We start from the raw sequence: 14,933 nt of genomic DNA, 5'->3' as shown, positions 1-14,933 counted from the left end.
AATAGCCCACATACCGAGCAATCCAAGCGATGTGGTCTTCTTTTCACGTAGGTCATTTCCTAAGTTGTACTTCGGCACTCTACTCGGCCATGTCTCTCAGCGAGAATCCCCGGCCGCCCCTCCTGTAGAGAATTGCCGATGTTCGATTCAGTCAACGAGCCGTCATTTCGTCTGGATATAGCGGGTCTTCCCGACCCCTTTGAGGTCTTGGCCTTTACCGGTAGTGAAGCGATCAGCGAGCCTTTTGCGTTCGACGTGGATCTGCTGAACGATGACCCGACGCTGGACCTTGCAAGCCTGCTGTACCGCTCGGCCTTTTTGCACTTCGGGCCGCAAGGGGAGGGTATTCACGGGCAGTTGCTTGGCCTCGTTCAACTCGGCCATGGCAATGAGCCCAGGCTTTGTCGTGTGCGTCTGGGCCCCAGGCTTGCTTGCCTGGCCCAGCGCTTCATTCAGCGAATTTTCAGCGATCGCTCGGTGCCGGACATTCTCGCTCAGGTGCTCAAGGAGCATGGGATTGCCGGCAAGGATCGTCGTTTCGACCTCAGCGGCGATTACCCGCCCCGTGATTTCTGCACGCAGTACCGGGAGTCGGACCTGCAGTTTTTCCAGCGTCTATGCGCCCAGGAACGGCTTCATTACTACTTCGAGCACCGTGCGCGCGGGCATTGTCTGGTCTTGGGCGACGGTCCGGGGCAGTTTCGCCGTGGCGAAGAGAGGGTCTTCGAGGATGAGAGCGAACGACCGGGAGTACATCAGTTCAAGCTTCATGGCTGCGGGCAGATTGCCGAAGGGAAGACGAACCTGGCAACGCTGTGCAGCGGTCAACTGATGCCGTTGTCTGGTCATCCGTATGCGGACTGGAATCGTCTCTGGCTAGTGACCCATGTCGAGCATCAGGGAGGACAACAGCCAGATTTTTTGTATCGCAACCAGCTGCGCGTCGTTGCGCAGGAGGTGCCTTTCATTGCGGCTCATCCCGTTGTGAAACCCAGGATGCACAGCCTGCAAAGGGGATGGGTAGTCGACGTCGGTGAATCTCGCCCCGATCCCGGCAGATCAGTTGCCGTGCAGTTTGACTGGCTTTATCAGGGCGAAGGCGCAGCCCCCAGCCACTGTTGGTTGCCGTTATCCGGCGAGCTGGAAAGCGCGGGTGTCATGCCCTTGAGTGAGGGCACGCAAGTGCTGGTGAGCTTTATCGAAGGTGATCCTGATCAACCCTTGATCAGCGGATTTCTTCCCGGACCACCGTCCAGCGCAGAGTCAGCCATGGCCGACCTGCTATCCGCCTCGACCACTGAAGCCAGCCACGCGGTTGATGGTTTATCGGGCTTGCTGCAATCCAGTGAACCCTTGGTGCTCCTGTGTCTACTGCCTGGTGGGGGCAGTTTCAGTCATTGCGCGCAATCCTTATGCACTTGCCGGGCAGCGACGCAGCCTGGTCAGAGCGGTGCGGCATGATTGCCGTTCAGGCGCCCGACTCGACCCCGCAATGGCTGTTGCTCGATGTACCGGGCGTGCCTCAGGCCGGTGCGATGTTGCGGCAACAGTTTGCTCATGTCCGATGGTTCTGGCTGTTCGAAGGCAGCGAGTTTCATCCGTTGCGTGAGCACGGGCCAGTGTTGGTCGACCTTCGCGAATGCCCGGCACTCGCCGAGCTGTACTCAAGTGAGCCACACATATGGGGCGGGTTGCTGCTGGTCAGTGACGCCTCTTCATCACAGCTGCTGGAGCATTTGCGCCGCATGCTCACCGTCACCTTCAGCCTGCATCACCGGGCCTTGTTGAGTTACTACAACCCTCAAACGGCGAGTTACTTTTTCGATGCCTGCGATGCGCAGGAGCTGAGTCGCTGGCTCGGTCCGATCGATCAGTTACGCTGGTTCGGCGGCACCTGGGCCGACCGTGCCATTGGCTGTCTGGGCTGGCAGCAGTTGTTCAATCCACGGCTTGCCGTCAGGCCGCTGGCCATCGAAGAAAACCTCAGTTCGCGTCAGCGAGACACCTTGCAGACCTGCCTGCTGGAGCAGCATGCCTGGCGCTGGAGCCGATCCACCGGCACCGACTACAACAGCTTGTGGGCTCACCTGCAGGAAGGGCTGGCGCTGGGTTTCAGTGAGCGCCCGGTGCTCGATGGCTGGTTATGGCTGCGCTTGCAGCACCCTGACGCCGTGCCGGGGCAGTCGTTATCGGGAACCACCCAGCAGGAGCGTCTCGATAGCCTGCGCAACCTGTGGCAGAACGATCAACCCTGAATGAGTTGTAGATGTGTCGCTCGTCATCCTTTTAACCAGCCGTCGTTTCTGCGCAAGTACCAGGCGAATGTGCCAAGGGTCAGGCTGCGCAGCATCATGAACAACAGGAAGGTTATCCACAGTCCATGGTTGCCCAAGCCTTGCAGCATCCAGGCGAAGGGCAGCAGCAGGATCACGGTCAACAGCATGCCGTTGCGCATTTCCCGGGCGCGGGTGGCGCCGATGAACAGGCCGTCGAGCAGGTAACTCCAGACCGCAATCAGCGGCAGCGCGGCGAGGTACGGCAGATAGATGAAGGCGGTGTCGCGCACGCTCAGGATGTTGGTCTGCATCTGGATGAACAGGTGCCCGGCGAACAGAAACAGCAGGGCAAACCCCAGGCTTGCCAGCAACGACCAGCCGCACGCCACCACCAGTGAGCGGCGCAGGGCATCACGGTCGCGAGCGCCGATGGCGTGTCCGCACAGGGCTTCCACGGCGTGGGCCAGACCATCCAGCGCATGGGCGGTCAGTAGCAGGCCGTTGAGCAGCAGCGCATTGGCGGCGACCGTGGCATCGCCCAGTCGTGCACCCTGCACGGTGATCAGGAAGAACACCGACTGCAACGCCAGGCTGCGGATGAAAATGTCGCGGTTGACCGCCAACAATGGGCGCCAGCTCTGCCACAACGCCAATGCGGCCCAGGCGATATGGCCGGGATAAGCGCGCAGGGCTTTGCGGGTCATGAACAGGCCGATCAACGCGCCGGTCCACTCGGCGATCACCGAGGCCCGTGCCGCGCCGACCACGCCCCACTCCAAGCCGAGCACAAACCACAGGTTGAGTGCGATGTTGACCAGGTTGGTGCTCAGCAGAATCGCCAGCGGAGCCCGGGCATTCTGGGTGCCGAGAAACCAGCCGACCAGCGCATAGCTGGCCAGCGCCGCCGGCAGGCCGAACAGCCGTGTGTGGAAGAACTCGCGGGTCAGTTGATCCAGCTCTGCCGACGGTTGCATGAAGTGCAACGCGACCCCGCTCAACGGCACACCCAACGCCCCCAATAGAATGGCCAGGCCCATGGCCAACAATAGACCTTGCAGCAAAATCTGCCGCAACGCAGCGCCATCCCCGCGCCCGGCAGCCTGGGCGGCGAACCCGGTGGAGCCCATGCGCAGAAAGCCCATGGCCCAGGCGAGAAAGGTATACAGACTGGCGCCCACCGCGACGGCGCCGAGCTGATGAGCATAGGGCAGGTGACCGATGACGGTACTGTCGACCAGTGCCACCAGCGGTACGGAAATGTTCGAGAGAATCATCGGGGCGGCGAGCGCCCAGACGCGGCGATGGGTCGGACGGTCGCGCCAGTCGGCAATCAGGTTGGGCATGCAGGCTCCTTGGGGGCGCCTGCATTGTAGCGACGAACTCGGAATTCGCACCGATCCATTGTGGAAGCGAGCCTGTGTGGCAGCCTTAGTGAATGATCCAGCTCAGCAACCACAACCCCAGCAGCAACCAGATAATCCCCATGATGATCGACGCGTTCATGAAGGCGCGGATCGCCGCCCACAGCAGCATCAGCCCGAGGATCAAGGTGATGATGCTGATGATCGAAGTGTCCATGCCCAATGCCTGGGCTAGCCCATCGACAAAATTGCTGCTGGCGTTGCTCAACAGGTTGAACAGGCCACTGAGGGTATCGATGATAAAACGGATGACCGAACCGATTGCCTGGCCGAGCCATTCGAAAAAGCTGTCTACCTGCATGTGTACGTCCTGATGGAGTGGTGGCGTGGTTGCCGGATCCGAGCCTTGGGCTATTGATCGTGCTCCCGGGTTCCCGTGGAAGCTGCCGAAGGCTGCGATTTTTTTGAGTATGGCGCAAGTACGCAGGTACAACGCTGCCACTTGCCTTCACCCGTCATCCCCCTGAAGCTATACGCCTTCAGGAGAGCCCGATGAACCTTGTTGAACTGACCGAACGCCTGCACGCCATTCGTGACCGCAATGACTGGCGGCAATTTCACAGCCCGAAAAACCTGGCCATGGCCGCGAGCGTGGAAATGTCCGAGCTGGTGGAAATCTTCCAGTGGCTGACCGAAGACCAGTCGCGCCAGTTGCCGGCGGACAAACTGGCCCATGCCGGGCAGGAAATCGGCGACATCGTGCTGTATTTACTGCTGCTGTGCAGCGAGTTGGGACTGGACATGAATGAAGTGGTACGTAACAAGCTCGCGGACAGCGAACGGCGGTTCAGCTGATGAGCGACCGTCATTTCGATCAGTTGGCGACCCGCTTCGCTGAAAAAATCTACGGTGGCGCCAAAGGGGCGATCCGCCTCGCGGTGCTGCAGGCCGACCTGGCCGAAACCCTGCCGGACCGCCCGTTGCGCGTACTGGACATCGGTGCCGGCCTGGGCCACATGTCGTTGTGGCTGGCCCAGCGCGGTCACCAGGTGACCCTGGCCGAACCCGCCGAGCCGATGCTTGAAGGCGCTCGCCAGCGTTTTGCCGAAGCCGGGCAGACCGCGACATTCATTCAGGCGCCGTGGCAGGAGTTGCTTGGTCAGCTCACCGAACCCTACGACCTGGTGCTGTGCCATGCCGTGCTGGAATGGCTGGCCGAACCCCATGCGATTTTGCCGGTGTTGCATCAGCTGACGAAGCCGGATGGCTGGCTGTCCCTGGCGTTCTATAACCGCGATGCGCTGATCTACCGCAACCTGCTCAAGGGCCACTTCCGCAAGATGCGCAAGAACGACATGGCTGGCGAGAAGCAGAGCCTGACGCCGCAACAGCCGCTTGATCCACGGGAGCTGGCAGCGCAACTTGAGGGTCTGTGGCGGGTCGAAACCCAGAGTGGAGTGCGGGTTTTTCACGACTACATGCCGGTGGAATTCCAGGCCCGCGCCGAACTGCTCGACTTGTTGGAAATGGAATTGGCTCACCGCCGTCACCCAAGCTTCGCCGGGCTTGGGCGCTACTTGCACTGGATCTGTCGGCCGATCTGACCGGAGTGCGCAATGAAAAGTCGTTCAGGGTTACTGGTGATCTGTCTGGGGTTGGCGGCCTGTCAGGGCGACAACCCTTACATCGCGACGTCCAATCCCCTGCCACCGGCACCGCCCCAGGCCGCCGGCACTTTCGACCGCAGCGCCTACCCGGCGGCGCCACGGGATTACGGTCGCTACCGCAGCTGGGCCTGGCTCAACGGGCGCCTGCCTGCGGGCACGGCCTGGGCCGATTCGGAGCAGGTGGCCGAAGTCGTCAGCAATGCCCTAGACCAGCGCGGCTTGCGCCCACTGCACGACAACCGCCCGGCGGACCTGTTGGTCAGCGCCGACCTGCATCTGGAAACCCGCTTGCGTCAGGTGCAGGACGGCTCTGGTTACGGTGGCGGCTATGGCGGCGGGTATTACGGCGGTGGTTACAACCGCTACGGCACGGGTTACGGCATGTACAACAGCGTGCCGGTCGTCCGTACTTATCAGGTACAGGTTGTGGTGGTGCGGGTCGATCTGTTCGACGCGAGCACCGGTCAACCGGTGTGGAGTGCCAGTGCCGAAACCAGCAGTCAGGGCAACCAGAGCGAACGTGCCGATGCCCTGCGCGAAGCTGTCGAAAAGGCCATGTCGGCGTATCCTCCTAGTTAGCTCCCTATTAAGGGAGCGCCCCGCAGGTGCATGTCTTCAATCGGAGAAAAATCATGTTCCGCCGTCTCGTTTTACTGGCCATCGCCGCGCTGCTCACTGCCTGCGCCGCCAACGAGGTCAATCATGACTTCGATGCCAGTCGCGACTTTGCCGCCTATCGCAGTTGGAGCTGGAAAGAGCCCGCCGTGCAATACCGTCCCGACGACCCAAGGATCAAGAGTGACCTGACCGAGCAACGCATCCGCCAGGCCGTTGCCGATCAACTGGATCAGCGTGGCTTGCGTCCGGCCGCCGCCGGCGCCAAGGCAGACCTTAAGGTGCAGACCTACCTGATCGTTGAAGATCGCCAGCAACAAGTGACCACCTCCTATGGCGGCGGTTATGGTGGCCCATGGAACGGCTACTGGGGCGGGCCGATGTACAACGAAACCCGCAACGTCAGCTACAAGGTGGCGACCATCCAGATCGACCTGCTCGATGGCAAGGACGGCAAACTGGTGTGGCGCGGCAGCGACGAGCAGACCCTCAGCCGCACACCCAAGCCAGAGGACCGCAGCAGTACGATACGCCAGACGGTCGGGCGCATATTGGCCAACTATCCACCGCGCTGAACCCTGAACTAACCAACACCACAGCCCCCTGTAGGGCGAGCCTGTGGCGAGGGGGCTTGCCCCCGTTCGGCTGCGAAGCAGTCGTAAAACCAGTCACCACTTTCTAAGTTCAAGATTGTGGTTGCTGGTTTTAGGGGGGGCTTCGCGCCCCAACGGGGGCAAGCCCCCTCGCCACACACGCCCCACAATAAGCCCATTCCCACATGGAGTTTTTGTTGGTGGAGTGGCTAGTTGCCAGCAATCCGGCAAACCCTTGTCTACACTGCTGTTCATCAATGGAGGTAGCCCTCGGCGGTGCGCCGGCAAAGGAGTGCGCCATGTCTCCCTGCTTGCAGTTTCGTAGCCCGGCCCGGCAACGGGGAGCGATCGGTTTGATGGCAGTGCTGACCCTCGGCATGGCCCTGGTGTTCCTGCTGATCGTGGTCGACAGTGGCCGCTTGTACCTGGAAAAACGCAGCTTGCAGCGGATAGCGGACATGGCCGCACTGGAGGCTGCCACGCGCAACGGTGATTGCGCCGTGGGTGCCAGCGCTACCGCCTATGCCACCGCCAGCGTAAACCGCAACGGCTTCACCCTTCCTGACCCCACGCGCAGCCTGGCGGTAGCCTGTGGCACCTTGAGCCTGGACGCCAACAGTCTTCGGGTTTTTGTGGCTAACCCAAGCAGCAGCGAAGCCATTCGGGTGATCGTCAGTCATTCAGTGCCGCAGAGTTTCGCCGGTGGCGTTGGCGCCCTGTTCGGCGGTGCGCCGGCCGGGGCCACCCTCAACCTGACGGCGACCGCCGTTGCGGCGCTGCCGCCACCGCTGGCATCGCTGACCCTGCGCACCACAGCGCTGAGCATCGATAGCAGCAAGTCGGCCACCCTCAATGCGCTGTTCGGCGGTTTGCTCGGCGGCAGTCTGAACGTGTCCGTGGCAGGGTGGGATGGGTTGGTGAACACCAACATCAGGCTGCTGGGTTACCTTGATCGACTGAAGGTCGACCTCGGCCTCAACGCCGCCGGGTATAACCAGGTATTGGGCGCTTCGGTGGCCGTCAGCCAATTGATCCAGACCGCCGTCAATGTGCTGGACCCCGGCGGCACCCTCGGCGCGACGGCGACCATTGTCGGTCTGCAAGCCCTCAAGGTGGCCGCTGGCTCCACGACTGTGGTGTTGGGCAATCTGCTGCACGTCGAGAACGGCAGCGACGTCTCAACGTTCGCGACGACTGTGAGTGTGTTCAACCTGATCGAAGGCGTCGTGCAACTGGCCAACAAGAAAAACGGTGTGGTGGCAACGGTGCCGATCAATCTGGTGGGCCTGGCGCAAATCACCGCTCGGGTGCAGGTACTGGAGCCGCCGCAACTCTCCGCGATCGGCAATCCGAAAAACGCCGCGCTGGATCCGCTGGGGCCCAATCGGATCTACGTGAAAACCGCACAGCTTCGCACGTTGTTGTCGATCGACTTGCCAGCGCTGGACGCCATCGCGGCGCTGGTCAATGCCGCGGCGGATCTGGCAGGACCGCTGACCAACACCCTCAACGCCTTGCTCAATCTCGACCTGGTGGCGGTGCTCAATTCACTGACCTGTGCCATCGGCGTGCCCTGTCAGACGCCCGACGTCATCGTGCTACCGGGGCCGATACGGCTCGACGTGGCGCTGGACGTCGCCAGTGCCGATAGTTACGTCACGGCTTACAGCTGCATCAGCAACACCAACAAAACCCTGACCACCAACACCAGCGCATCGCTGGTGAACCTGAAAATCGGCCGGATCGATGCCGCCAGTATGTTCGGCAGCAACACCGCACCACCGACGGTCACGGTGCAGCCGTTGAAACTGATCGATATCGGGATCAAAACCTGTCGCAGGTTTTTGTTCGTGCCCATCACCTGCGATCCGCGTGTGCCAGGCGTCGGTGGTGGCATCGATGTCGTTGCCGACACCAGTGTGGCGGCGAACACCAACATGCCCCATGTCTATTCCGCACCACCGGCCAACAGCCTGCCGGACATCAACCAGCCGCCGTTTTACTACTCATTTTCCACCAGCAGCATTGTCAGCAACTTGCTCAACACCCCGGTCAACCTTCACGTCGACATGTATGGCCCGTCAGGCAGTCTCGTCGGCGGTCTGGGGGCGATCCTGAACAGCGTGACCAGTTTGCTGGTCAGCGCAATCAACGGCGTGCTCAACCCGTTGCTCGACAGTCTGATCAACACTGTGCTGATAAGTCTTGGGGTCGACTTGAACAAGGTTGACGTCGGCGCCAACCTCAGTTGTCACTCAGGGCGCGCGTCGCTGGTGATCTGATCGCCCGGGACAATCGGCAACTCGATGCAGAATCGCGCGCCCTCGGCCGCGTTTCTTACGCTCAACCGTCCGCCCATGTTCTCGACGATGCCGTAACTCACCGACAACCCGAGCCCGGTGCCGACGCCCACCGGTTTGGTGGTGAAAAATGGCTCGAAAATCCGCTCCAGCAACCGTGGCTCGATGCCGCCGCCGTTGTCCTCGACCCACAGCCGCACTGAATGCTCATCACGTTCGGCGTACAGCGAAATCCACGGTTTGAACGCCGGGTCGGCCTCGCGTTTGCTCAGCAGCGCATCCCGTGCATTGACCATCAGGTTGATCAGCACCTGTTCCAGCTGATCGACGTAACCGCGCACCTGCACATCAAAACTGCTCTCGCTGACCCGCAGCTCGATGCCTTTGCCGCGCAAGCCTTCGGACAGCAGCGCCAGCGTGCCCTCGATGGCTTGAACCGGATTGAACGGCTGCTGCTCGACCTCCGAACGCCGGCCGAACACCCGCATGTGATCCACCACCTTCGCGGCGCGCTGGACTTGTGCGTCGATGCGATTGAGCTTGTCAGTCAGGTAATCGATTTGCGCGTCGCCATTGCTCAGACGCTTGAGCACATTGACGATGGCCATGCGCATCACGTTCAGCGGCTGATTGATTTCATGGGCAAGCCCAGTGGCCATTTCTCCGAGGGTGGCCATTTTCGCGCTCTGGGTAAGCTGCTGCTGGGCGCGCCTGACCTCAGTGTTGTCGCGGCCCACGGCCTGAATTTCCAGCAAACGACCCTGGTCGTCGAACACGCCGCGATCCGACCAGACCCACCAGGCATGTTCCCGTCCCGGCAGTTGCAGGTTGATCTCCGCAGTGCTGACCGGGAACTCCGGGCTCAGTCTACTGAGGCGCTGGAGGAACGCTTCGCGCTGCTCCGGCGACATCCAGCTGCCCAGATTCACCCCCGGCAGATGCTCGGGCTGGCATTCCAGATAGCTCGCCAGAGGCCGGTTGCCGAAGGTCAGCGTCAGGTCGGGGCGGTAGCGGCAGATCATCGCCGGGGAATCTTCCACCAGGATCCGGTAGCGCTCTTCACTCTGTTTGACTTTCTCGGTGGCCAGGGTCGCCTCGGTGACATCCAGCCACAGGCCCACGGCCTCCACCGGCAACCCGAGGTCATCGCGCAGCAGTTTGGCTTCGTCGAGCAGCCAGTGGTAATCGCCGTGACTGTCGCGCAGTCGATATCGGGCGCTCACCGAACCCTCGCGCAGCAGTTGCCGGGTACGCTCGAAATAGCCGTCGCGGTCTTCAGGATGGACCCGCTCCACCAGCGAGCCTGCGGCGCAGTCGGCGAGCGACCAACCGAGCAGCGGCAACAGGCTGTCGCTGAAAAACGTCGGTTGCAGCGCCCCTTCGACATAGCGCTGCACGTAGATCACCGCCGGTGAACTGGCGATCAGGTTGTCCAGCCGGGCATGGGCGGCAGCGGCGTTCTGCTGTTGGTTTTTGATGTCGCTGATGTCGAGCATGAAACCCACCAGCCGGCGGTTTTTACCGATGCCCAACGCCTGGCCTTGCAGTCGATACCAGATCGGCGCTTGCGCCGTGTCGGGGCGATGCAGACGTACGCACAACAGCAACGGCGCGCCTTCGTCTTGCAAGGATTGCAGGCGAATCGTCAGCTCTTCACGGTCGGCGGGATGAATCTGTTCGAGCCAGTCGTGCAGCGGAAAACGAGTGCTCGCAAGGTTCAGCGTACTGGCGAGCGACGGCGCCAATTGCACCTCGGCATGGTCGCTGAAGAGCTCCCACCAACCGGTGCCGAGCAAGGCTTGCAGAGATTCCAGCCGCTCCAGTTGCAGGTGGTGCTGATGCTCGCGCAAGCGCTCAAGCAGCGGGCCGGCCAGGGCGGCGGTGAGTTGCAACCAGTCGCGCTCGCTCAAGTCGGGAGCACATTCTTGCACCGGGTAGAAACCACAGAGCAACCACGCGACCACGCCCAGAGCATTGCGATAGGGCACCGCGAACCCTTCGGCATTGCCGAAGATGCTTTGCAGGCGTGGGTGCTCGCTGGGTGTCAGCTGTTGGGGGACTGAGCCATTCAAACTATCGAGGCCGGTGCCCAGGCGTTGATGGGTTTCCCACAACCTTGGTGCATCGAAGGCCGCGTACTGCTGGTGAATCAACCAACCCTCGGCCTGTTCATCGAGCAAGGCCATGGCCATGCACGGGATCTGAAAACGCTGGGCCAGGCCTTGCAGTTGTTCGGCCAATACCTCGGGCAGGCGCGTCAGGCTGCACAGGCGCAACTGCTCGCTGACCTGCGCCGCGAGCAACTGGCACTGTTCACGACTGCGCGCTTGTCGACGTTCGAGCAACAGATCGCCGATGTCGATCAACTGCAACAACCATTCTTCGCCCAACGGCTGCACCCAGCCGCGCAAGTGCAGCGGTTGCCCGGCGAGACTAAAAAAGTCCAGGTCCAGATTTTGTCCCTGCCACTCGGCCGGCGTGCCTTCGACCGACAGGGCGCTATGGGGCATGAGGTAATCGAGCAGGTGCGGTGACTGCGCGTCGGGTATCTGTTGCGCCAGCAGATGCCGCAACGGACCGCTCAGCTGAATCACTCGACCTTCATCATTCAGATGCAGCTGCAAGCCGACACGTTGCACGCTCGCAGGGTCTGGCGTGTTCGGGGTCTGTGGCGGATGGCGATTGAGCAGACGCCCGAAGAGTTTGTCCCCGGAGCTCAAAACTGCAGGCTCGATTGGGCCGTGAGGGTCGGCGGCAGATTGGGCACCGAACCGATTCCCGGCAGTACCAGAAACGGCAGCACTTGATTCAGTTTACTGGTGGGGTAGTTGATGCTGACCGTCAGTACGCCGCCGGTGTAGGTGGCGCTGGCGTCGGTGGCCACGTTGAAGTTCAGCGCGGCAGGAATCCAGGCCAGCTGCCGGGTCAGTTCGGTGGTGGCAACGGTTCGCACGGCGGTGTCGTAATTGGCGGTGCTTGGGTCCAGCGCCACGCTGCGGCGCACCGCTTCAGCCGTGGATTTATTGAACGATTGCATCAGTAACAGCGGCAGGCTGTAACTGACCAATCCATAAAACACGGCGAAAAAAATCACGAACACCAAGGCGAACTCGATCGCCACGGCACCTTTTTGTTGGCGGGGGAGGCCTATTTTCATGAGTGCGTCTACCCTGACAATTACTGCGTAGTGTCAGCATAGAATCATTCAGCCAAAACGGACGTTTTTTACCGGATGCAGAGCCTTGTCCTACTCATCTGGCTGACGCTTTGCGCAGCACAGGATGCCCGAGAACGCCACATCGGCAACGGCCTGACCGTTGGCGCAGGTGTGCTGGCGCTTATCTATCTGTTGTGGACAGGGACTACGTGGCTGGGGGCCGAGGCGGTGCAGGGCGGCGGGGCTTTGTTGCTGGCATTGGCCTTCACCTTGCCCGGTTATGCAGTGCGACGCATGGGGGCAGGCGACGTGAAGCTGATGGCGACGCTGGGTCTTGCGACGGACGGTACGCACCTGCTCGGCGGTTTCATCGGCGCCGGGGTGGCCAGTGTGCTCTGGCTGCTGCTGGCGCCAAGACTCTGGCTGCATATGGGGCAGGGGCTTAGGGCGCGTCTTCGTTACCTGGAGCCTGGGACGTCAAAAAAGCAGCCCTTTGCGCCATTCGTGCTGGTGGGTGTGCTGCTCACACTGGCCTGGATGCATTAATCGCAGGCGTCCCCTGTTCTATGTACATAGTTGGAAAGTGCGTCTACTTTCAAAACTGTTGTTGTACAGCCTGTGGTGTCGGTGCAGGAGCAGCCAAGCCAGACTTGGCATGGAGTGGCACGTGAACAAGCTTACCTCGGCAGTAAAAGTTCTTGTGGTTGATGATGAGCCGTTGATTGTCGAAGAGCTTTGCGAGTTCATCGAGCTCAATGGTTATCGCTGCGTGCCTTGTGTCTCCGGCCATCAGGCGATCGAGCGTTTCAGCGAAGACGTGAATATCGGCTTGGTGCTGTGTGATTTGCAGATGCCTGACATGGATGGCATCCAGCTTGTCCAGGCGCTGCAGCGGTTGTCCGGCAAGCATCGGGCATTCGAGGCGATCATGCTCACCGGGCATGCGAACAAGCAGGATGTGATCAAGGCTTTGCGTATCGGGTTCGCCGATTACTATCAGAAGCCGATTGATCTGGCTGAGTTGCTCGAAGGTTTGCAGCGTCAGGAGGTGGCCTTGCAGGAGCGGCAGAGAAATCTGCAGTTGGGGCATTTGAGTCAGAAGCTGCAGTACCTTTGTGAATCGATCGATGAGCTTTATCAGGATCTGGACAAGGTTCGTCGGGGGGCGTCCCCGGAACCTGTGTCAGGTTCGGTTGACGGTGTGCTCGGTGAACCGGAGCGGGTGGTGGGGATGCCGGCGGTGTTCAATCAGTTGTCGCCGCGGCAGTTGGAGGTGGCGCAGTTGGTGGGCAAGGGGCAGACCAATTATCAGATTGCCTGTGAGTTGGGGATTACCGAGAACACGGTGAAGCTTTATGTGTCGCAGGTGTTGCGGTTGACGCATATGCATAATCGTACGCAGGTGGCGTTGGCGTTGTCGCCCGGGAACGCTGGGGGGCGGCGGGTTTCTGCGCACTGAGTTTCTGTCTCTTGATCTTGGCGGCCTGGTAGCCGACCAGGTTCTTGTTGGTCGGGTACATATCCATTTCTGCGGTAACGGCTACTTATGGTTTCGCCCTTACGGCGAGGCACTTTTGGCAAACGCCCCAAAAGTACCCAAAAGGTCTCGCCCCAAGCGTACGGCCCCTCGCTAAGGCTCGGCGTTCCTTCGCTCCGGTATCCATCTGGGGGCATCGCCCTACGGTTGGCTTCGCTTCAACCTACATGCGATGTGTTCGACTGCGTCGAACGGCGCTGCGCGCCAATCCCCAGATGAACACCTCCACTCAGCCTCCCGAAGGGGCGGGTGGATCAAGATCAAAAGCGGCAGGCGAGCTAACGCTCGGCCTGTAGTTTGGCGGGTGTACGCCGCTCCCCTGTAGGAGCTGCCGAAGGCTGCGATCTTTTGATCTTGGCGGCCTGACAGCCGACCTATCTCTCCCAGACATACGCGGACCCACTTGTAGGAGCGAGCGGTGCGGCGATCCGACTTGCCCGCGAAGGCGACCTTACAGGCAACGATGTTTATTGGTCGGTAAAAACGTCAGAACCTTCCCACATGTTTTTCAGGTTGCCCGTCGGAAGCGGCGTCTCTAGCCTTTGTCCGTCGCTGACAATTCAGCGACCGGGCGTCGCGGCTCGATTCTTGAGGCATAATCGCTCCACCGAACAACAACACTTTTTGGTGTCTGTCGTTTCGTGTCATGGCGACTGTGCGCGGGATACCTTCGGGTATGCCGAGCAAGCCTCAGGGGTCGGTCCGCGAACCCGCGTACAGCTGCCACCCCAAATTGCGTCGCGGCAATTTGGAAGTGGCTCCATTTCATCCCGGAGGTGTAATCATGTTCAAAGCCACACCAAATCCCCCTGAAACGGACGACGTTTCCCCCTACGAATCCCCTGATTCCAAAAAACTCAACGAAGCCGCCGAACGCGCGCTCGACCACTACCTCAAGCCACCACCCAAACAACCCGAAGGCCGCAAACCAAGCAGGATGTTTCTGGTCGCCCCGGACATGGACAACGAAAGCCTGTTGGCCCATGTCTGCGAATCCCTGGCCTCGGCCAGCGTCATGACCAGCGACATTGCAGCCTATGTCGACGCCCCGCAGCGGCATACGCTCCTGGCGATTCAGCAGGTGATCATGCTGGCCGAGCTGGCGGTGAATCGGGTGCTGGATAACGTCGACGTACCAAAACCCGCGCCACACTGCTAACCCCCTTGTAGGAGCGACCTGTGGCGAGGGGGCTTGCCCCCGTTTGAGTGCGTAGCACTCACAAGATCTTTGGACCACCAGAGATTTTTGGGCAGCTTCGCAGCCCAACGGGGGCAAGCCCCCTCGCCACAGGCTCGCTCCTTGTATGTTGGCCGAACACCCGGCGAGAGCAGCTAAGCTCCTCGGTGTTGTCTCAAAGATGTGTTTCTGGGGGAGGCCGACCGCTCCTGAAGGCAGGACTTGCTCCTGACCTTGTCTGTAGAGAGGC

At 60.9% G+C, this 14,933-nt stretch carries 14 protein-coding genes; 10 read left to right on the top strand and 4 right to left on the bottom strand.

The features are described 5' to 3' along the window. Nucleotides 1-138: 138 nt before the first annotated feature. Nucleotides 139-1,461, top strand: a complete 1,323-nt coding sequence (locus AF70_RS25125) for a contractile injection system protein, VgrG/Pvc8 family (protein ID WP_028940124.1) — start codon at nt 139-141, stop codon at nt 1,459-1,461. Beyond that, nucleotides 1,458-2,255: a DUF4123 domain-containing protein gene (locus AF70_RS25120; protein WP_028940123.1), complete on the top strand. Its 798-nt coding sequence runs from the start codon at nt 1,458-1,460 to the stop codon at nt 2,253-2,255. Before AF70_RS25125 ends, AF70_RS25120 begins: the two co-directional genes overlap by 4 nt. A gap of 23 nt (nt 2,256-2,278) precedes the next feature. On the opposite strand, the gene AF70_RS25115 is transcribed toward AF70_RS25120, so the two are convergent. Continuing rightward, nucleotides 2,279-3,619 carry an MATE family efflux transporter gene (locus tag AF70_RS25115; RefSeq protein WP_028940122.1) on the bottom strand — a complete coding sequence of 447 codons (1,341 nt, stop codon included), beginning with the start codon at nt 3,617-3,619 and terminating at the stop codon, nt 2,279-2,281. 85 nt (nt 3,620-3,704) lie between these two features. Further along, entirely contained in the window at nt 3,705-3,998 is a 294-nt protein-coding gene (locus tag AF70_RS25110) for a hypothetical protein (RefSeq protein ID WP_019582281.1), read from the bottom strand. A 191-nt stretch (nt 3,999-4,189) separates the two neighbouring features. Between AF70_RS25110 and AF70_RS25105 the strand changes: the two genes are divergently transcribed. The 5 genes from AF70_RS25105 (at nt 4,190) to AF70_RS25085 (ending at nt 8,794) form a co-directional block, all read left to right on the top strand. Then, nucleotides 4,190-4,492 carry a MazG-like family protein gene (locus AF70_RS25105; protein WP_007937232.1) on the top strand — a complete coding sequence of 101 codons (303 nt, stop codon included), beginning with the start codon at nt 4,190-4,192 and terminating at the stop codon, nt 4,490-4,492. Beyond that, on the top strand, nt 4,492-5,241 hold the full coding sequence (locus tag AF70_RS25100; protein WP_019582282.1) for a methyltransferase domain-containing protein: 750 nt from the start codon (nt 4,492-4,494) through the stop codon (nt 5,239-5,241). The genes AF70_RS25105 and AF70_RS25100 overlap by 1 nt, the downstream gene beginning before the upstream one ends. Before the next feature lie 12 nt (nt 5,242-5,253). After that, on the top strand, nt 5,254-5,883 hold the full coding sequence (locus AF70_RS25095; RefSeq protein WP_028940121.1) for a DUF4136 domain-containing protein: 630 nt from the start codon (nt 5,254-5,256) through the stop codon (nt 5,881-5,883). 53 nt (nt 5,884-5,936) lie between these two features. After that, nucleotides 5,937-6,494, top strand: a complete 558-nt coding sequence (locus AF70_RS25090; RefSeq protein WP_018928408.1) for a DUF4136 domain-containing protein — start codon at nt 5,937-5,939, stop codon at nt 6,492-6,494. 317 nt (nt 6,495-6,811) lie between these two features. After that, nucleotides 6,812-8,794: a pilus assembly protein TadG-related protein gene (locus AF70_RS25085; RefSeq protein ID WP_028940120.1), complete on the top strand. Its 1,983-nt coding sequence runs from the start codon at nt 6,812-6,814 to the stop codon at nt 8,792-8,794. Here AF70_RS25085 and AF70_RS25080 read toward each other — a convergent pair. Next, nucleotides 8,764-11,532: an ATP-binding protein gene (locus AF70_RS25080; RefSeq protein ID WP_028940119.1), complete on the bottom strand. Its 2,769-nt coding sequence runs from the start codon at nt 11,530-11,532 to the stop codon at nt 8,764-8,766. The genes AF70_RS25085 and AF70_RS25080 overlap by 31 nt on opposite strands. Further along, complete coding sequence (locus AF70_RS25075) at nt 11,529-11,969, bottom strand: TadE/TadG family type IV pilus assembly protein (RefSeq protein ID WP_028940118.1); 441 nt, start codon at nt 11,967-11,969, stop codon at nt 11,529-11,531. The genes AF70_RS25080 and AF70_RS25075 overlap by 4 nt, the downstream gene beginning before the upstream one ends. A gap of 75 nt (nt 11,970-12,044) precedes the next feature. On the opposite strand from AF70_RS25075, the gene AF70_RS25070 reads away from it, so the two are divergent. The 3 genes from AF70_RS25070 (at nt 12,045) to AF70_RS25060 (ending at nt 14,665) form a co-directional block, all read left to right on the top strand. Next, complete coding sequence (locus AF70_RS25070) at nt 12,045-12,515, top strand: prepilin peptidase (RefSeq protein ID WP_028940117.1); 471 nt, start codon at nt 12,045-12,047, stop codon at nt 12,513-12,515. Nucleotides 12,516-12,624: 109 nt separating this feature from the next. Beyond that, nucleotides 12,625-13,428, top strand: a complete 804-nt coding sequence (locus tag AF70_RS25065; protein WP_081791058.1) for a response regulator transcription factor — start codon at nt 12,625-12,627, stop codon at nt 13,426-13,428. 862 nt (nt 13,429-14,290) lie between these two features. Beyond that, on the top strand, nt 14,291-14,665 hold the full coding sequence (locus AF70_RS25060; protein ID WP_019582286.1) for a DUF6124 family protein: 375 nt from the start codon (nt 14,291-14,293) through the stop codon (nt 14,663-14,665). Nucleotides 14,666-14,933: the final 268 nt, after the last annotated feature.

The sequence above is a fragment of the Pseudomonas sp. KD5 genome, from assembly GCF_012932895.1.
Classification (GTDB): Bacteria; Pseudomonadota; Gammaproteobacteria; order Pseudomonadales; family Pseudomonadaceae; genus Aquipseudomonas.
Note: the sequence above shows the minus strand (reverse complement) of the source record. Positions and strands in the feature narration are given on the sequence as shown.